Source organism: Rhizobium sp. BT04, from assembly GCF_030053135.1.
GTDB classification, from domain to species: Bacteria; Pseudomonadota; Alphaproteobacteria; order Rhizobiales; family Rhizobiaceae; genus Rhizobium; species Rhizobium binxianense.
In genome coordinates this window covers 3,091,081-3,109,164 of record NZ_CP125652.1, presented here as the reverse complement: position 1 = coordinate 3,109,164, position 18,084 = coordinate 3,091,081, and the positions used below count along the sequence as shown (strand labels likewise).

At 59.9% G+C, this 18,084-nt stretch carries 14 protein-coding genes; 7 read left to right on the top strand and 7 right to left on the bottom strand.

Annotation, left to right across the window (positions count from 1 at the left end; genetic code table 11):
- Positions 1–4 precede the first annotated feature (4 nt).
- The gene (locus tag QMO82_RS23335) at positions 5–1,036 is read right to left on the bottom strand and encodes a LacI family DNA-binding transcriptional regulator (protein WP_183609922.1); all 1,032 of its coding nucleotides are present in this window, start codon (positions 1,034–1,036) and stop codon (positions 5–7) included.
- Between the two features lie 144 nt (positions 1,037–1,180).
- Between QMO82_RS23335 and QMO82_RS23330 the strand changes: the two genes are divergently transcribed.
- Complete coding sequence (locus tag QMO82_RS23330) at positions 1,181–2,467, top strand: ABC transporter substrate-binding protein (RefSeq protein WP_183609921.1); 1,287 nt, start codon at positions 1,181–1,183, stop codon at positions 2,465–2,467.
- Between the two features lie 65 nt (positions 2,468–2,532).
- Here QMO82_RS23330 and QMO82_RS23325 read toward each other — a convergent pair whose 3' ends face one another.
- Genes QMO82_RS23325 through QMO82_RS23305 form a run of 5 tightly spaced genes read right to left on the bottom strand, consistent with a single transcriptional unit; the run spans position 2,533 to position 7,934 of the window.
- Positions 2,533–3,501 carry a glycoside hydrolase family 26 protein gene (locus QMO82_RS23325; protein ID WP_183609920.1) on the bottom strand — a complete coding sequence of 323 codons (969 nt, stop codon included), beginning with the start codon at positions 3,499–3,501 and terminating at the stop codon, positions 2,533–2,535.
- 3 nt (positions 3,502–3,504) lie between these two features.
- Positions 3,505–4,026: a DUF995 domain-containing protein gene (locus tag QMO82_RS23320; RefSeq protein ID WP_183610824.1), complete on the bottom strand. Its 522-nt coding sequence runs from the start codon at positions 4,024–4,026 to the stop codon at positions 3,505–3,507.
- A 38-nt stretch (positions 4,027–4,064) separates the two neighbouring features.
- Entirely contained in the window at positions 4,065–5,930 is a 1,866-nt protein-coding gene (locus QMO82_RS23315) for a glycosyltransferase family 2 protein (RefSeq protein ID WP_183610825.1), read from the bottom strand.
- Complete coding sequence (gene galE / locus QMO82_RS23310) at positions 5,927–6,910, bottom strand: UDP-glucose 4-epimerase GalE (protein ID WP_183610826.1); 984 nt, start codon at positions 6,908–6,910, stop codon at positions 5,927–5,929. The genes QMO82_RS23315 and galE overlap by 4 nt, the downstream gene beginning before the upstream one ends.
- 1 nt (position 6,911) lies before the next feature.
- On the bottom strand, positions 6,912–7,934 hold the full coding sequence (locus QMO82_RS23305; RefSeq protein ID WP_183631851.1) for a UDP-glucuronic acid decarboxylase family protein: 1,023 nt from the start codon (positions 7,932–7,934) through the stop codon (positions 6,912–6,914).
- 386 nt (positions 7,935–8,320) lie between these two features.
- On the opposite strand from QMO82_RS23305, the gene QMO82_RS23300 reads away from it, so the two are divergent.
- Positions 8,321–8,641 carry a hypothetical protein gene (locus QMO82_RS23300; RefSeq protein WP_183631857.1) on the top strand — a complete coding sequence of 107 codons (321 nt, stop codon included), beginning with the start codon at positions 8,321–8,323 and terminating at the stop codon, positions 8,639–8,641.
- A gap of 113 nt (positions 8,642–8,754) precedes the next feature.
- Here QMO82_RS23300 and QMO82_RS23295 read toward each other — a convergent pair whose 3' ends face one another.
- Complete coding sequence (locus tag QMO82_RS23295; protein ID WP_183724967.1) at positions 8,755–9,537, bottom strand: response regulator transcription factor; 783 nt, start codon at positions 9,535–9,537, stop codon at positions 8,755–8,757.
- An 834-nt stretch (positions 9,538–10,371) separates the two neighbouring features.
- On the opposite strand from QMO82_RS23295, the gene QMO82_RS23290 reads away from it, so the two are divergent.
- From QMO82_RS23290 to QMO82_RS23270, 5 genes are all read left to right on the top strand, one after another.
- Positions 10,372–11,325 carry a fibrinogen-binding protein gene (locus QMO82_RS23290; protein ID WP_183609919.1) on the top strand — a complete coding sequence of 318 codons (954 nt, stop codon included), beginning with the start codon at positions 10,372–10,374 and terminating at the stop codon, positions 11,323–11,325.
- A gap of 144 nt (positions 11,326–11,469) precedes the next feature.
- Complete coding sequence (locus QMO82_RS23285) at positions 11,470–13,515, top strand: hypothetical protein (protein WP_183609918.1); 2,046 nt, start codon at positions 11,470–11,472, stop codon at positions 13,513–13,515.
- 25 nt (positions 13,516–13,540) lie between these two features.
- On the top strand, positions 13,541–15,877 hold the full coding sequence (locus QMO82_RS23280; protein ID WP_183609917.1) for a type I secretion system permease/ATPase: 2,337 nt from the start codon (positions 13,541–13,543) through the stop codon (positions 15,875–15,877).
- 5 nt (positions 15,878–15,882) lie between these two features.
- Positions 15,883–17,232 (top strand): HlyD family type I secretion periplasmic adaptor subunit, encoded by a 1,350-nt coding sequence (locus QMO82_RS23275; RefSeq protein ID WP_183609916.1) that lies wholly within the window; start codon positions 15,883–15,885, stop codon positions 17,230–17,232.
- A gap of 133 nt (positions 17,233–17,365) precedes the next feature.
- The gene (locus tag QMO82_RS23270; RefSeq protein ID WP_183609915.1) at positions 17,366–17,857 is read left to right on the top strand and encodes a hypothetical protein; all 492 of its coding nucleotides are present in this window, start codon (positions 17,366–17,368) and stop codon (positions 17,855–17,857) included.
- The last annotated feature ends 227 nt before the right edge of the window (positions 17,858–18,084 follow it).

Sequence of the window (18,084 nt, the reverse complement as noted above, 5' to 3'; positions counted from 1 at the left end):
GGCATCACTCACGGTTTTCAGCATTCGGAACGGTCCCTCCCGGAACGGGAATGACGGCCTGGCAGATGTGGCGCGCCGGCACCGCCCTGTTGCGGAAACGGGACAGCATCAGCGAAACGGCCTCGCGCCCGATGGCGGCGCGGTCGACGCGCATGGTGGAAAGCTGCGGATTGGTCATCAGCGCACAGGGCAGATCATCGAAGCCGACGATCGCAAAGTCCTCCGGTACACGCAGACCGGCTTCGGTGACGGCCTCGAGCACGCCGACGGCGATGAAATCATTCATGCAGAAGGCGGCGGAAAAGCCGGCATTCTCGGCAAGGATCGCGGCCGTGCGTTCATGGGCCTCGTGACTGGCGCCGCCCTGCAGCGCCAGGGGCACGAAACGACCCTCGGCGCCGGGGACGGCGGCGATTGCCGCCTCGAAACCGCGGATGCGCTCCCGGATCGTATGGCGGTGGGAGCCGCTCAAATGCAAAATTCGGCGATGACCTGCCTGCGTCAATCGCGTGGTCGCCTCATAGGCGCCGAAGAAATTAGCCGGCGAAACGCCGTCGAATTGCATCCTCGGATCGGTGCCGTTGACGAGCACGGTCGGCGTCATATTGCCCTGCAGCCAGTTGCGCAGCATCTCGTTCGGATCGATGCCGACGAGAAAGAGACCGTCAGCCGCTGCGGCCTGCATATAGTCGCGAATGGCGTCCGGGGTGGTGCGATCCTCGCGGACCATCCGGATTTCGAAGGGCATGCCTGCTTCGGCGGCCCCGGCACGCAGGCCGTCGACGATCGCCTCATAGAAGACGCTGAGACCGCCGGTGACACCGTCGCTGGCAATCAGCGCCAGTGCTCCGGCAACGGTCTCCGAAGCCGGTTTGACCGGATAGCCGTGCTCGGCGGCCACCTTCAAGATCTGACGGCGCACGGTTTCGCTGATACCAGGTTCGTTGGCGAGCACGCGCGACACCGTGGAGACGGAGACGCCAGCCAATGTGGCGATATCGGCCTGACGTGGCCGCCTGATTTTCTGATCGTTCATGGGCAAATCTTATGCAAATTATGCAAATTTGCAACATGAACGTTATTTGTTGCAATAATTATTTTTTTGCGTACCCTTCTCATCGAAATGCCCGCCGAAGCCATTGGAGGATGGCAGCAGGCATATTGGGACAAGGAGGATATCATGCAGGTCAATCGCCGTTCATTCCTGATGGGCTCAGCGGGTGCCGCCGCCGGTCTCGCCTTCGGTGCGGGAAGCGCCTTTCCGGCCTTTGCCGAGGACGCTTCGTTGCGCGCCATGTGGTGGGGGTCCAACGACCGCGCCAAGCGCACGCTTGACGTCGCCAAGCTCTATCAATCGAAAACGCCTGGCGTCACGATCGTCGGTGAATCGCTTTCGGGCGACGGCTACTGGACGAAACTCGCGACGCAGATGGCCGGCCGCTCGGTCGCCGACGTCTTCCAGCTCGAGCCGGGAACGATCTCCGACTATTCCAAGCGCGGCGCCTGCCTGCCGCTCGATGAATTCGTCCCTTCGACGCTGAAGGTCAGCAGCTTCGGCGCCGATATGCTGAAGCTGACCACCGTCGACGGCAAGCTCTATGGTGTCGGCCTCGGCCTCAACTCATTCTCGATGTTCTTCGACACGGTCGAATTCGAAAAGGCAGGCATCCCGCTGCCGACGGCCGACCTCACCTGGGATGAGTATGCCAAGCTCGCCGTCGAACTCGCCAAGTCCTCGGGCAAGGGCGGCGGCCCCTATGCGGCGCGGTACGCCTATGTGTTCGATGCCTGGCTGCGCCAACGCGGCAAAAGCCTCTTTTCCAAGGAAAGCGTCGGGTTCGGCTTCGCCGCGGACGATGCCAGGGAATGGTTCGACTACTGGGAGAAGCTGCGCAAGGCGGGCGGCACCGTTGCTGCCGACGTGCAGACGCTCGATCAGAACACGATCGACACCAATTGCCTCGGTCTCGGCAAATCGGTGATCGGCATGGCCTATTCCAACCAAATGATCGGCTATCAGCTGATCATCAAGAACAAACTCGGCATCACCATGCTGCCGCGCGAAAAGAAGGGCGGCCCCTCCGGTCACTATTATCGTCCGGCGCTGATCTGGAGCGTCGGCGCCACGACGAAGAACGGCGAAGCGGCCGCGAAATTCATCGACTTCTTCGTCAACGATGTCGAGGCCGGCAAGATTCTCGGCGTCGAGCGCGGCGTGCCGATGTCGCCGACCGTGCGTGAAGCCATCCTGCCGCAGCTCAACCCGACGGAGCAGGAAACGGTCAAATACGTCAATCTTCTCAAGGATCAGGTCGGCGAATATCCGCCGCCGGTGCCGATGGGCGCAACCCAATTCGACCAGCGTGTGCTGCGGCCGATCTGCGACGAACTCGCCTTCGAACGGGTTTCGCCGGCCGATGCGGCGACCCGGCTCATCGAAGAGGGTAAGGCGACGATCAAGGGATGATCGATCGCCTGACATGAGAGGAGAGGCCCGCAAAACCCCGGCGGGCCTCTCTCGTTTTCAGGCGATCAATTGCCCACGCTCTTGACCACGCGCCAGTCCGGCCGGCCGAGATCGAAGGGCCAGGCGTGCACGTCCCGGTCGTTGAAATAGACCACCTCCTGAAGGTTCGGAAAAGCGCTCTGCTTCAAGGTGGCAGTTTCGATCCACGGCCTGATATAGGCGTCGCCGCCTTCATAACCGAGCTCCGCCACCCAGATGGGCTTTCCGTAGCCGGCGACGAGATCATAGCCCTGCTTCAACGCTTCCGAGAACGTCCGGTGCTCATTGCGGGCAAGCTCGTCGTAGCGCTGCAGGCCGAAGACCGAGAGCCCGACGAGATCGACATAATCGTCACCGGGATAATAATCCTGCAAGCCCGGCTCGCCCTTCGGCGACCACATGAGTTCGGTGCCGGGCGCCTCCTGGCGGACGATATCCATCATCCGCTTATAGGCGGCGATATAGTCCTGCGGATTCCAGCCGGACCAGGAAAACCGCCCCGACTTGTCCTCCATCTCCTGCCCCCAGCGGACGATCACCGGGCTTTTCAGCTGGGATATCATCTGCGCGATCGCACGCATGTTGACATCGTAATCGCCGCGCAGGACCTTTGCGCGAAGCGCGGCCGAGGTCAGCCGCCAATCGACGTCCCAAGACCAGGGCTCCACCGTTATCAGCAGGTTGCGACCCCTTGCCAGCGCGTAGGCATCGGCCACGCGCAGCGTCTCGAGGTCGACGTCCTCCCACGGCAGGAACAGGGCTTCGGTCGCGACATTCGCCTGCGCGCCGAAATCCCCGTGCGGATCGTAGGCTCCGAACTTGATGCCGTCGGCATGAAGGACGGGGCGCTTGTCGATGATCGCCCGCACGCTTGCCGCCGGGTTCGGGGCAATGCCGGCATATTGCACCTCGCTTCGGCCCGGCAGATCCGCGGCACACAACATCAGCAGCGCGATCGCGGCGGTCGAGAGTTTGTTTTTCATCAGCTTCTTCATGGCTCAACCTCCTTTTCGGGCTACTTCCTGACTGAGCAGGAACTGCTTCAGGTCATGCGCCTTGGCGCTGACCGTATCCATGGGAACAAGCTTGCGAAACTCGTCATCCCCTCGTACCGATGCATGGCGGAAGACGTACCAGTTGCCGTCCGGCTGGCGCCGCTGATAGATCGTATTGCCGATCTTGCGATGGCCGAAACAGGTGCTGGCGCGGGCTGCACCCTCGGCATTGGTCCAGGTGGCGCGCATGCAGAGCTGGCCGAGATCGTCGACCACCCATCGGCCTTCGGCGAAGGACTGCTTGCCCTTGTTGTCGGTCCAGGCGACGAAGCGCCGGCCCTCATCGAAGAAGCGGCCGCCGCCGGTGTCCCATGTCCAGGTCTTGTCACCGTAGATCCGATAGAGCTCATAGGCGCTGAGCGGCGTTGGCGCCTTCTCCCCCACCACCTCGGCACCCTGCGCTGCCACCGGCAGACACAGGCTGAGAGCAAGGGCTGCCCCATATAATCTCGATCCGATACTCATTACATCCTCCTACTCAACGCTTTGCCGGTTCCGCCGGCTCAGACACCTTGTTGATCCTGTGCCGTGTTTCCGAACCCATTCCATCTGATGCGGAACTTCACCGTCCTGGTCTTGCCGCCGAGGCCGGCACCGGCGACGGCAAACTGCGATTGGCTGAAACTGATGATGGTCTGGCCGTGAGAAAGGGCTTCGAGGCTGCGCAGACCGTGGCTGCCGGCCTGCATGCCGCCGGTGACGCAGATCGCCAATCCCGTGGCCGTCGCAAACCAGAGCCCGCGTGATTGCGGCAGCAGCGGCAGACCGTTTTCGATCGCATGGCGCATGACGATCAACACTGTCAGCGACAGATAGATCGCGAGGTTCATCGCGGCGAAAATATAAAAGCCCTGGGCCGATGCGGCCTCGTTGGGAATCGCCATGGCGGCAGCGCAAAGCCCGGCGAGTCCGATATAGGGCGCGACGACGCGCAGCGGCAAAGACTGCTGCTGCTGCCTTCCCTTCGGGGTGATGCGAAAGTCGACGAAGGAACCGGAGATGTGATCGCGAACGGCCGCCAGGCTGCCGGCGAGCGACCAGGGCCAGCGCAGGAAGATGAAGGCAAGCCCCTCCCAACCGAACAGTTTCGCATTATGCGGCCTGAATGTTCTCGTCGCCCGCCAGAAGAAGGCAAACAGCGTCAGCACGATCGATATCGGCGCGAAATGCAGCAGGAAATCCGGATAGGTGACGGCGACGAAGACATGGCCCGTCAGCAAGGCGGCAACCGGCAGCAGGAACATCACGGCCATGAAGGCGGAAAACAGCGGATACCACAGCTGCGAAAACACGAATTGCAATCTCAGCCGCAACGGCAGACGCATGACATAGCGGCGGGAATGTTGCAGCAGAATGGTGACGAGGCTGCGCGACCACTGGAATTCCTGGACGACGAGATCGGCGAAATTCGCCGGGCCGTCGCCATGGGCGATGGCATCGGCGGCGTGCACGCCACGCCAGCCGCCGGCATTCATCATCAGCGTCGTCGAATGGTCTTCGGCAAGTTCGGGGCCGAGGCCGCCGATCTCACGCAGCGCTGATGTGCGAACCGCATAATGCGAGCCGATGCAAAGCGGTGCCCAGCCATTGTTGTATCCGGTCTGCAGCGAACCGTGCAGGCTCGCCTCGGCATAGAGCCTGCCGCGTGCCGCCCAGCTTGCCGCTGCATTCGCATCGCAGATGCTGGGCGCTGAGACATAGCCGATCCCGGGATCGGCAAAGGGACGCAGGACCTCGCGGAGATAGGTGGGCGTCGGGACATGATCGGCATCGAACTGGGCGACGAAATCGTACCGCGCATAGCCGAAATGATCGTAGAAATAGGCGAGATTACCCTCTTTGCACCGCGTCCGGCGCGGCCAGGTGGTGCGATGATATTCCGCCACGCCTTTTCGGGTGGAGATCAGAACGCCGCGCTCTGCGCACCAGCGTCTGGTTTCCTCCGAAGGATCCTCGTCGGCGAGCCAGACATCGAAATCGACGGCGATCTGGTCGAGCATCGCCTGAAGCGTGGCGCGGACGACGGCGAAGGGTTCGGACGGCGCCTTGGTGACCACCATCGCCACCCGCCCCTCCGGCAAGCGTGCGCCAGGGCTGACTGTCTTCGCATCCAGGAAGATCAGGATGAAATAGGCCGGAACGAGCGTGATCCAGCCAAGCACGAGGCTGATGAGCACGAAGGCGGCCCAGGAAATAATATGGGCGGACTGGCACCACCAGATCCAGAAATAGCCGAGTGCGGCCAGCCAGCAGAAGATGCCGAAGCCGTAGACGGCACGGTTCCGGCCAGCGAAGACAGGATCGAATGCGTCCGCGCCGGCGGCTTTCGCCGCCCTTAGGCCGTAGCCGGCTTGCGAAACGTTGCTCACGCCCTCACCTCCAGTCCGAAGGTGGGGCCGGCGGTGCGGATGATCGTATCGATATCCGAGAGAGAGGGCGAAAAGCCGAGTTCGGCTCTTGCTCTTGCGGTGTTGGCAAAGAGGATCGGCGGATCACCGGCGCGGCGGGCGCGATAGCGCACGGGGACTTCACGGCCGGTCGCGCGATGGATGGCGTCGAGAATCTCACGCACCGAGGTACCCCGGCCGGAGCCGAGATTGACGCTCAACGAGCCGCCGTCCGCCATCAGATGATTGACGGCGGCAAGATGCGCCTGTGCGAGATCGCTGACATGAATATAGTCGCGCACACAGGTTCCGTCCTCGGTCGCATAATCGGTGCCGAAGACATCGAGCCATTCCAGCCTGCCGGCGGCAGCGAGAAGGGCGCGAGGGATGAGATGGGTCTCGGGTTGGTGGCGCTCGGCAAGCTCACCCTCCGGATCGGCGCCGGCCGCGTTGAAATAACGCAGCGCGGCGAAGCGGATGCCATAGGCGGCGGCAAAATCCTCGAGCGCCATCTCGAATATCAACTTGGTGCGCCCATAGGGGTTGACCGGCAGCTGCGGGCTTTCCTCGCGTATCGGCAGGGAGGCGGGAACGCCATAGGTGGCGCAGCTGCTCGAAAAGACGATCCGCTCGATATCCTGGTCGAGGCAGGCCTCGAGCAGCGTGAGGCTGCCGACGACGTTGTTCCGGTAGTATTTCCTCGGCATCTCGACGGATTCGCCGACATAGGCGTTGGCCCCACAATGGATGACACAATCGGGCGAAAACTCTGCGAGCGTCCGACGTAGCGTGGCCGCGTCGGCAAGCTCCGCCCGGATCAGCGGTCCCCAGCGGACACTGTCGGCATGTCCCGTCGAGAGATTGTCGTAGGCAACCGGGACCATGCCGGCGCGCGCCAGCGCTTTGCAGATATGACTGCCGATGAAACCGGCGCCGCCGGTGACCAGAATGTAGCGGGGCATCTCATACGACCTCCGCCTTCTCTGTGCCGGCAAGCACGCCGTCGAAATAGTCGACGGTGCGGGCCAGGCCGGTTTCGAGCCCGATGCGCGGCTGCCAGCCGAGCTCGGCCGCGGCCCGGGAAATATCCGGCCGCCGCTGGCGGGGGTCGTCGACGACCCGCGGCAGGTGGACGATCCGGGAACGCGAATTCGTCAGGTCCCGAACGATTTCCGCCAGGCGGCGAACGGTGAACTCGGCCGGGTTGCCGAGGTTGATCGGGCCGTTGCAGGCGCTGCCGGCGGCCGAGAACCGCAGGAAACCTTCGACGAGATCGTCGACATAGCAGAAGGAGCGGGTCTGCTCGCCATCGCCATAGATCGTCAGATCGGCATTGCGCAGGGCCTGCACGATGAAATTGGAGACCACCCGCCCATCGTCCGGGCGCATGCGCGGACCGTAGGTGTTGAAGATGCGGCCGACCTTGATGTCGATGCCGTAAGTTCTGTGATAGTCGAAAAACAGGGTTTCGGCGCCGCGCTTGCCTTCATCGTAACAGCCGCGCGGGCCGATCGGGTTGACATTGCCGCAATAGGATTCGTGTTGCGGGCTCTGGTTCGGGTCGCCATAGACCTCCGATGTCGACGACTGGACGACGACTGCACCGGTCTTTCGCGCGCAATCCAGGGTATTGACGGCGCCGAGTACGTTGGTCAGCAGCGTGCCGACCGGGTCCCGCTGATAATCGGGCGGAGAGGCGGGCGAGGCGAAGTTGAAGATGAGTGACGCCTCGATATCGAAAGGCCGGCGGACATCGTGCTCGACGATGTGGAAGCGGGTGTTCGAGGCGAGGTGATCGACATTCACGCGGCGGCCGGTCGAAAAATTATCGAGACATATGACTTTATGGCCGCGCTGCAGGAGTCTTTCGCAGAGATGCGAGCCGAGGAAGCCGGCCCCGCCGTTTACCAGGACGGTGCGCGGCTCCTGGGGCACCGGCATGCCTGATATTTGAGAATAGCCTTCGCTGGGAACGAAACTACGCATTACAAACCCCTTCCCATATTTTTAGTCTTTTGATTTGTTTATGCACTGCATGTCTACTTTATATTGCCGATATCCGCTTTATGGCCGCTACGACATGAATAACTTTTGAGTTATTCTTCTGTTAATAGAATTACTATTTAAATGATAAGACGATAACAGCCGTGGTCAACTTCAAAAACTCCAATTATCCGAAATAACTACGCAACTATTCTTCAAAATAACAGATGATTAATCACTTTCCGTCGATTTTGCACTTGCAACTTGCATCCGACAGAACTCAAGCTTCACTCAATGAAGCTGGTGTAGAAGTCATGGGGAAGGTTGGCCGCGCTGAATTGCGCGACCGGGCTTGCATCCGGAAACGCCATATGCGAGGGGTTTTGGCCATGTTGAAAAAACAAGATGCGACACAGCCGAAAGGCTGGCGTCTATTTCATATTGCGATCTTCGCCGGGGGAACGACGCTTCTTGCGATCGGACCGACGGCATGCACGGTCGCTAACGACGACATAGCCGCCGTCACCAAAAAGAACGTCGTCGTGGTCGAGGCGCCGCGTGTTTCGAAAGCCTATGCCTATCCGGCAAATCGGCCCGAACGCCCGGCTGCGGCAACGGTTCGCGTCGCCTATCACGGTTCAGCGCCCTACATCTGTTCTCCAAGCGGCTTCGGACAGAAGTCGCGCTGCTTTGCACGCCCCTCAATCTGAAGCAACAGGACCACTGCATAATTCCTTCAATCGGAATCTGTCCGCAAATCATGCAGCAATTCAAAGGGCTACAACGTGCTTCGCGCGCCTGAAAAGAGGCGCGGCGCTGCAGATCAATTGCGCCACCGGCCGGACATGTCGTCATCGCCGGCCGGATGCTCGTTGAAGAAACGGGATGCCGCCTCCGTGCGGTTTCGTACGTTCATCTTCTTGTAGATGTTGCGGACATGAACCTTCACCGTGTTTTCGGAAAGATGCAGCTTGTCGGCGATGATCTTGTTTTGCGTGCCCTTGCAGATGAGGTCCAGGATCTGGACCTCCCGGGTGGTCAAAGCGGAGATGCTGTCGCGTCTCAACTTCAGCGCATTGGTGCGCGCCGCATCGACCGACTTCGTCTGATAGAGCGAGGGCTCCAGCTGGGCGTTCTTGTTGGTCAGGCGATTGAGCAGCGCTGACGGAAAATGTTCGCCGCCCTTCATCAGCAGATCCACCGCGGCCATGAAGACATCGAGCCGCAGGTTGAGCGGCAGGACGCCGTCGATGATCCTTGCCTCGACCAGCCGGCTGACATAGGGCTCGAGCATGTCGATCGCTTCGACGACCAGTCCGACAGAGGTTTCCGGGTGGTTTTCTCGGGCAGCCTGCAGCGCCTCATGAAGCTCCGGCGCAGGTATATGATAGAATAAGACGAGCTTCATATCGCCGCTGTCCTTTTCCAACATCGGCTTTGTGCTCGTTATGCTTGACACTTCACAATTCGGAAATTTCTTCGCCAGCGCTTCTACCATGCATTCTGAAAACAGATCCGCCTTGGCGACCACCAGTATAGTATTTCCTGACGAACCCAACTTCCCTCCCTGGTCCGCATTCTCCATTCCTGAGCCTGTCATGAACATATTCGCCTCCCCTAGCGTTACACTTTACTCAAACGTGGAGCGATGGCGGGTATTAAATAGTATGAAATGCCGGCCCCTGATGTCACCGCTTTATTTTTTAGACATTTCTTAATTATGTTAATACGGATTGAGAAGGAAGGAAATGGCCCAAAGTGATTAGTTTTAGCGGGCAAAAAACGATAATATACAAAGCGTTGGTTGCATTTTTACTGTGATTGATACTTCAAGGTTATATTTGCTCTCACTATAGATGAGCGCTTGATGTAATATTTCAGTACAGATTGTTATATTTTCGGCATGCGTCAAGTGTCGGATATGAGACAGGCGATCGTCGAAAGACACCGCTCAACCCAGCGGCGAATGCAGGAGGCTCTGGGTTCTCGTGGCTCGGCCACGCCCCACCGAAGAGGTCTCGACCTAGCACCGACAGGAGGCTAGCCGGATGCGGCCGATATGCCTTAGCCCGAATTGATATCTATCGCATCCGCAATTTTTCCAGCAATCTGTGATCGTCTCCCAAGTGGCGACGTGGAAAAGCTATGTATCTGTGTGCGTTTTTGATACATGACCTCCATTTAGGGCAACTCAACGAAAAGAACGCCTGAATACTCCTTATCCGCTCCAGGATGAGGAGGTGGATTTGTGCGGCCTTGTACTGAGTACGTACGTTCCCAATACCATCGATTTGATCCAACAAATCGCGATCAAGCTGCAGATGACTGGTATCGAATACATCTGCCGATGTTAACCGCATCGGAGCGAGCGCGAGCAAAATCCCATTTGAGATGAGAGGGATTTCGAAAAGCTGCTCCGGTTTTTTTCTGGAGAGACTGCATGTCCGACGACCATAAGCCCGACCCGAAATCCCCGGGCGACGAAATCGAAATCACGAAGGTCGGGGCGCTGGCCGACGGTTTTGCCAACAGCGCTGTCAACTCCACTGAAGTCGACGACGGCTCGACCGGTTATGTCGGCGTCGCCAACGGCGATAATCGCGACAATACCGACAACAGCGTCGATGTGGACGTCAAGGCCGACATCGATGTGTCTGCCAATAACGGCGACAACCGCGACAACGACTACGACTGGAGCTACAAGTCCGACGACGATACGAGCACCAAGACCACGACGATCACCGATACCAAAAACGATTACGACTGGAGCTATGACAGCAAGTCGTACAGCGACAACGACATCGACATCAAGACGATCACCGACACCGATACCAAGACCATCACGGATACCGATACCAAGACAATTTCCGACAGCAATAATACGTCAGAGAGCTTCAACAAGACGGACACCGATTTCGCCGTCATCGAGGACGTTAAGGACTTCGACAACCTCGGCGTTGCCGGCCATGACCTTACCTTCAACCTCGGCGACGACTTCTCTTTCACACTCGACGTCGACAACATCCTCAACAATTCGCTGAGCGGCGCAGGCAACGACAGCGGTTTCAGCGCCGTCCAGGCGAACCATCTGGCTGACCAGGATAGTGCCTGGAACATCAAGATGGAGAACGAAGGCGCCCAGAACCACCTGAATGCCAATGCCGGCACCGCCGACAGCGCAGAAGGCATGGAGATGGACGGCAGGGGCTGGGATCTCAAGGCCGGCGACGACGCCACAGGATCGAGCGCGGCCGATGCTTCGGCAATCCTTGCCAATTCCGGCTTCCACCTCGAACTCGTTCAGGGCGCGAACCTGCTCAGCAACACGGTCGACTCCAGCGTCATCGGCGGCAATTCTCATGTCTCCGACGTCGGCGAGGATACCAGCACCTGACACTGACCTCCAACGACCAAGAGGAACTGCACCGGCTCCAGTCGGTGCAGTTTGACTGCTTGAAAACGGTTTGACGACCACACCACGGCTCCCGACGGGAGCCCCTCCAAGGCCGATCGTCATTTCGAATGGGAGGGCCGAACCATGCATATCGAGAAGATTTCGGAAATCATTGCCCACTTCATCGGTCTCTTCGAGATGACCACGGAAGAGATGAGGGCGCGCACCAAATATGCCGAAGGCGCAGGACCGGGCGAAGACGGGCCGGCTCTGCCGGATCAGGACGCTTTTACCGCGGGCTTCTCGTCCCATCTCCTGCTCAAGGACTACGATCCCGGCATCATCTACAAAAGCGGCAGTTACGATATCGAATATGGTCCGGCGCACCATTTGGGCCGCGTCTTCGAAGAGAGTCTCGAGAAGCTTGCGGCGATTGCGGCAAGGGACATACGGTTACCGCATTTCGGTGAGGCGACTGATATCGTGCTGTCGGATGAGCCGGAGCTGAACGTCTTTGCCGGGCCGGGTTCGGGGATCAGCCATGTCCTCCAGGTCAACGTCCTTTACGACGACGACTATCTCGATATGACAGACGGCATCCACGCTCCCCGGGACACGGCTTTCGTCATCGAGCGGCTGGCGGAGTTCAGTACCAAGGCCGAAGTCTTCACGCCGTTTTCGGACCTCCAGCGAATCGATACCTATGATGACGCGCTGAAGATCGCCCAGGATCTCGAAAACTATATCCAGAATGCCCAGAATACCGAGGACAGCGGGGACACCGAGGATACCGAGGACAGTGGAGCAACCTCGCCCAGCGCCGACGCCACGCATAGTTTCATCCGCGTCGATCCCGAGATCAACAGCATCTGCGTCAACGGCAAGGTCGAGGCCGAGATACCCGTCCTCGATGACTTCCTGCCCGACCGCGGTCTCGCCAAGATCCCCGAGGAACCCGACGACAGCAATTCATCCGTCGGGCAGACCGAGCCGAGCGGCAACAGCCTCGATGTAACGGCCGGTGCGAACGTCGTCGTCAACGTCGCCGCGGTGATCAACACCGGCGTCATCGCCTCGGTCACCGCCGTCATGGGCGACTACCACCAGATCGACGCGGTTTCCCAATCCTTTGTCTACAGCGATAACGACGAGATCGACGCGGCGCTGCGCTCATCGGGCCATTCGGCCGAGGAGGCGGGCACGATCGCCAAGAATATCGCCGTCTTCCAACAAAGCACCTTCGATACGTCGAGCCGTGCCGAAATCGATGCTGCCGATCCGACCTTCCCGACCAGCTGGCGCGTCAGTGTCATCGATGGCGATGTCTCCTTCGTACAGTGGGTCGAGCAGTATCATTTCGTCAGCGACAACGACACGATGACGGTCACCACCTCGGGATCCGAAACCACGGTTCTGACGGGCGGCAATACCTCCATCAACTTCTCCTCCTTTTTCGGGATGGGCATGCAGTATGATCTGGTGATCATCGGCGGCAATGTGCTCGACATCAACAGCATCACACAGATCTCGCTGCTCTACGACAATGACTGGGTGCGGGCGGAAGACGGTGCCGACATACAGACCGGCAACAACCTGATCTGGAATTTCGCCTCGATCCACAATGTCGGGACAGGCAGCCCGTTCGAGGCGATGCCGGACTATATGGTCGAAACGCAGAAGGCGATCGAGGATCGCGATCCCAATATGCCGGAAGGGCTGTCGTTCGATGTGAACTTCCAAGGATATGCCGGTCTCAACGTGCTCTACATCACCGGCAATCTCTACGACATGACGATCATAAAACAGGTCAGCATCCTCGGCGATTCCGACGATGTGACCCAGGCTGCATCGACGCTCCTCAAGAACAATCCCGACGCAATGGTGACGATCGACACCGGCAGCAATGCCGTCGTCAACATCGCCGAGATCATCGACTATGACAGTTTTGGCCAGACCATCTATCTGGCAGGCCAGCTCTATTCGGACGCCATCCTCATTCAGGGCGGCCTGGTGGAGCACGATACGACACAGCCGCAACCGGCCGACGACAGGCTCGCCAACGAAGTCATCGCCTTTCTCGATGACGACGATCCGTCGGGCGGCGATTCCGCCGATGGTTTGATCAATGCAGGACATGACCTTTCATGGTCGTCGCATCCCGTCGACGTCATGCAAGCCATCACCGCTTGACCCTAGATATTCCAAGGGAATCACGATGAACCAGATGTCGAAACAAGTCTTTGCCGCCGGCAGCGCCCTCGATTTGAGGTCGGGCAGTATACCTTCCACTGCTCCCTCGGAAGCGGCGACAGCCGCGCTGTGCATCTCGACAATCGACGAAGCGGTCGAGAACCTTCGCCGGCTCAGCGGCGTCTCCCCTTCAGCTCCATCTCCCGATCGCAAGCAGACGGCCCAAGTCGCAGCAAGCGCCGCTGCCGATACGGCGCGGGCAGCTGTGGTGCAGGCGCCCTTTCCGCAAATGACGGTCGTGCCGGCAGCCTCGCCGAAAGCCTCGCCGGAAGCCTCGAATACAGAAGCGGCGCCTCCCGCCGCGATGGCGCAGAGCCCGGCTGCAGCAAGAGCGGCGGAAGCACCCGTGCAGCCGCCGATCGAAGCGCGGGCGGTGCCCGAATTGCCGCCTGAACTGCCGAAGGAGAAGACCGAGCTCAAATCGAACCCGACGATGCCCTTCGGCAAGACCATCGAAGGCGAGCGTGGCCCGATCAGCGAAACCGACCGTCGGCTGCGTACCGGCGGCGGCGGAAACGGCAAAGATTCCGATCCCGGGGGCGGCGGGGGCGGGGGCGGGGGAAGCGGCGGCGGATTTCACAAGCGCAGCGAGCCTGTGAATTTCGCCGCCAGCCTCGCGCGCGGCATGGCGGCAGTCCGCCGCAACATGGTGGTGGTCATGATGTTCACGATCGCCATCAACGTGCTGCTGCTGGCAATCCCGCTCTATCTCTTCCAGATATCCGACCGCGTGCTGACCAGCCGCTCCATCGACACGCTCGTCATGCTCTCGATCGCCGTGCTCGGCGCCGTGCTGCTGCAGGCCTTCATGGACACCATCAGGCGCTTCATCCTGATGCGTACCGCGGTGGAGCTCGAAGTGCAGCTCGGCGCGCCGATCCTCAGCGCTGCGGCGCGGGCGTCGCTGCATGGCAGCGGCAAAGATTATCAAACGCTGCAGGATCTGCAGCTGCTGCGCGGCTTCCTGACCTCGGGCACGCTGATTGCGTTTCTCGACGCGCCGCTGATGCCATTCTTTGTGGTCGTCGTCTATTTTGTGCATCCGCATCTCGGCATCATCATCATGACCTGCTGCGCGGTGCTGTTCGTCATCGCTTATCTGAACCAGAAATTCACCGCCCGGCAATTTGCCGAATCCAACAGCTATCTCAGCCGGGCGAATTTCCACCTCGATTCCATGTCGCGCAATTCGCAGATCATCAATGCGATGGCGATGATCCCCGAGGCCGTAAAGATGTGGGGCCGGGAAACGGCGGGCTCGCTGAAATCGCAAGTCGAAGCACAGGACCGCAACATCATTTTCTCCGGCATATCGAAGGCCTGCCGGATGATTACCCAGATCACCCTGCTCGGCTGGGGCGCGCATCTGTCGCTCTCCGGTGAGCTGACCGGCGGTATGGTGATTGCGTCCTCGATCATCTCGGGACGCGCGCTGGCGCCGATCGAAGGCGCCATCGAAGGCTGGCACCAGTTCAACCGGTCGGCAGCCGCCTATGGCAGGATCAAGAGCCTGCTCTTGAACTCACCGTTGAACTTCCCGCGCCTGCGCCTTCCCAATCCCGAAGGCCGGCTGGATGTCGAACGCATCCTGTTCGTACCGCCGCCGCAGAAGAAGGTCATCCTCAACGGCATCTCCTTCTCGCTCAAGAAGGGGGAATCGCTGGCGGTCATCGGCAATTCCGGCTCCGGCAAGACGACGCTCGGCAAGATGCTCGTCGGCTCGATCGTCCCGACATCGGGAAATGTGCGCCTCGACCTGATGGATCTGCGCAACTGGGACCAGCGCCAGTTCGGCGAAAGCATCGGCTATCTGCCGCAGGACGTGCAGCTCTTCCCCGGTACGATCAAGGCGAATATCTGCCGCATGCGCGACGACATCGAAGATCACCAGATCTACGAGGCCGCGGTGCTGGCCGACGTGCATGAGCTCATCGCCAGCTTCCCGCAGGGTTACGAAACGGTCGTGGCGGCCGACGGCGCTCCGCTTTCGGGCGGCCAGAAGCAGCGCATCGCGCTTGCCCGCGCCTTCTTCGGCAATCCCAAATTCGTCGTCCTCGACGAGCCGAATTCGAACCTCGACACACAGGGCGAGGCAGCACTTGCCAGGGCGCTGATCCACGCCAAGAAACAAGGCATCACCACCGTCACCATCACCCAGCGCCCGGCCCTTCTCCAATGCGTCGACAAGATCCTCGTCCTCAAGGAAGGCACTGTCGCCATGTTCGGCGAGCGGATCGAGGTGCTGCAGGCGCTTTCCAAGAACGGCAATAGTGGTCAACAAGCACCGCGTATTCAGGGGTGAACGAGATGGGACGGAAAAAGCAGGAGACATCCGGTCCGGCGCAGCTCGAATGGTATAGCGACGTGCCGCGCTCGATCCGCATGCACAGCATCGTCGGCCTGACGGTTCTCTTCACCTCGTTCGGAGGGTTCGGCTTCTGGGCCGCAACGGCGCCGCTTGCCTCGGCCGTCATCGCGCAGGGAAGTTTCGTTGCGACCGGCAACAACAAGATCGTCCAGCATCTGGAGGGCGGCATCATCAAGGAGATGCGCGTCAGCGAGGGCGATACCGTGAGGGAAGGCGATATCCTGCTCACCCTCGATCCCACCGCCTCCCGCTCGAATGAGCGGATGCTGCAGCTTCGGCGCCTGCGCCTGGAGGCCGTTGTCGCAAGGCTCCGCGCCGAAGCGCAGGGTCTGCGGGAGTTCCAGCTTCCCGCCATCGTGATGAAAGAGGCAAGCGACCCGGACATCGGCGCGATCATCCAGAGCCAGAATGTCGTCTTCCACAGCAAGCAGATCAAGCTCGAAGAGCAGCTCAATCTGATCGAGAAGAACATCCAATCGCTGGAATTCCGCTTCGCCGGTTATACCGGCCAAAAGGAATCCTTCGAAAGGCAGCTGTCGCTGCTGACCGAGGAACGCGATTCCAAGGCCCGGCTGGTCAAGGTCGGCTATATGCGCAAGACGGATCTCCTGGCGATCGAACGGGCGATCGCCGATGCAATGGGCGACATTGCGCGACTGAACGGTGAGATCAACGAGAGCGAGGCAGAAATCGCCAAATTCCGCCAGGAAGCCGTCATCGCCGTCAACTCCAACAAGCAGGCGGCACTCGATGCGCTTGAGACCGCCGAATCCGATCTGGACAGCGTGCGCGAGCAGATGCGCGAGGCCGCAGGCGTGCTTGAACGCACCACTATCCGTTCGCCGGTGTCGGGAACGGTCGTACGCTCCTATTTTCATACCGCCGGCGGCGTGATCACCACAGGCAAGCCGATCATGGAAATCCTGCCGGCGCATGTGCCGCTGATCCTGGAAGCGCAGGTGCTGCGCACCTCGATCGACCAGCTGCATGAGGGGGAAACGGCATCGATCCGCCTGACGGCGCTCAACCGGCGCACGACGCCGGTTCTGCAGGGCAGGGTCTTCTACGTCTCGGCCGATTCGATCGAGGAGAATGCGGGGCTCTCGGTCAAGGATGTCTATATCGTGCGCGTCGAAATACCCGATTCCGAGATTGCGCGGGTACACAATTTCCATCCCGTTCCCGGCATGCCGGCCGAAGTGCTGATCCAGACGTCGGAACGCACCTTCTTCGAATATATAAGCAAACCAATCACCGACAGCATGTCCCGGGCTTTCAAGGAACGCTGACCGCGGGCGAGGCGGTTCGGCAAACGACGGCGGTCCGCTCAATATCAAGGATTTGCCCGTTGTTCTGATGTGATATCGGCATGTATCATCCCTTCGGGATGGATCGTCCCCTCGGGGGAAGAAAGGGGCTGGCATGGCGGCGATGTCCGATGTCCTGCTGCGGGTCGGCCGCTTGAATTATGTCTGGACGAACACCGAAAGCCTGCTGATCTACATCATCGCCCATCTTCTCCGGGTCGAAAAAGAGGCGGCGATCGTCGTCTTCCTGACGCTCAACACGACGCGCGCCCGCATCGATCTCATCGAACGGCTTGCCAAGCTCGCTTCGACCTCGCCTTCCGACCGGAAGGCGATCCTTTCGGCCATGTCGCGGCTGAAGAAAGAATCCAAGACACGCAACAAATACAATCACTGCATCTATTCCTTCGACGAGAAGGGAGATATCTCGAGCACGCAGCTGATGCGGTTGGTCGAGGACGACAAGGAGATCCGCTACGGCAAGATCGAGCAGATGGATGCACGTGAGATCGATCTTCTGGAGAAGTCGATCGCCGAAATCGTCGCCATCAGCCGGACGCTCTGGGCCTTCATCCATGCGAGCCCGCAGATCTCCGGTGGGCTTTGACCTAATCCGTATGGAGGTGGCGCTGCCAAACCCGCCGCATACTTCCGGGCGATGTGAATGGAAGCGCGGCGACGATGCGACGCCTTGAACGCTATGTCTTTGAAAAGATGCTTGATCTTAACTAAAAACCGATTCCGATTTTGGATTATGTGCCGGCTCAAGACTAATCATATTTAAGCCCTGCAAATCATCCGGGCGGTTTATTTGAAGATCGGCGTTTCCCATTA

What these genes read in the sequence shown, in the direction of transcription:
- QMO82_RS23290 (WP_183609919.1), top strand. Translation starts at nt 10,372, where the DNA reads ATGTCCGACGACCATAAGCCCGACCCGAAATCCCCGGGCGACGAAATC.
- QMO82_RS23285 (WP_183609918.1), top strand. Translation starts at nt 11,470, where the DNA reads ATGCATATCGAGAAGATTTCGGAAATCATTGCCCACTTCATCGGTCTC.
- galE (WP_183610826.1), bottom strand. Translation starts at nt 6,910, where the DNA reads ATGCCCCGCTACATTCTGGTCACCGGCGGCGCCGGTTTCATCGGCAGT.
- QMO82_RS23300 (WP_183631857.1), top strand. Translation starts at nt 8,321, where the DNA reads ATGTTGAAAAAACAAGATGCGACACAGCCGAAAGGCTGGCGTCTATTT.
- QMO82_RS23280 (WP_183609917.1), top strand. Translation starts at nt 13,541, where the DNA reads ATGAACCAGATGTCGAAACAAGTCTTTGCCGCCGGCAGCGCCCTCGAT.
- QMO82_RS23330 (WP_183609921.1), top strand. Translation starts at nt 1,181, where the DNA reads ATGCAGGTCAATCGCCGTTCATTCCTGATGGGCTCAGCGGGTGCCGCC.
- QMO82_RS23270 (WP_183609915.1), top strand. Translation starts at nt 17,366, where the DNA reads ATGGCGGCGATGTCCGATGTCCTGCTGCGGGTCGGCCGCTTGAATTAT.
- QMO82_RS23275 (WP_183609916.1), top strand. Translation starts at nt 15,883, where the DNA reads ATGGGACGGAAAAAGCAGGAGACATCCGGTCCGGCGCAGCTCGAATGG.
- QMO82_RS23295 (WP_183724967.1), bottom strand. Translation starts at nt 9,537, where the DNA reads ATGTTCATGACAGGCTCAGGAATGGAGAATGCGGACCAGGGAGGGAAG.
- QMO82_RS23305 (WP_183631851.1), bottom strand. Translation starts at nt 7,934, where the DNA reads ATGCGTAGTTTCGTTCCCAGCGAAGGCTATTCTCAAATATCAGGCATG.
- QMO82_RS23325 (WP_183609920.1), bottom strand. Translation starts at nt 3,501, where the DNA reads ATGAAGAAGCTGATGAAAAACAAACTCTCGACCGCCGCGATCGCGCTG.
- QMO82_RS23320 (WP_183610824.1), bottom strand. Translation starts at nt 4,026, where the DNA reads ATGAGTATCGGATCGAGATTATATGGGGCAGCCCTTGCTCTCAGCCTG.
- QMO82_RS23335 (WP_183609922.1), bottom strand. Translation starts at nt 1,036, where the DNA reads ATGAACGATCAGAAAATCAGGCGGCCACGTCAGGCCGATATCGCCACA.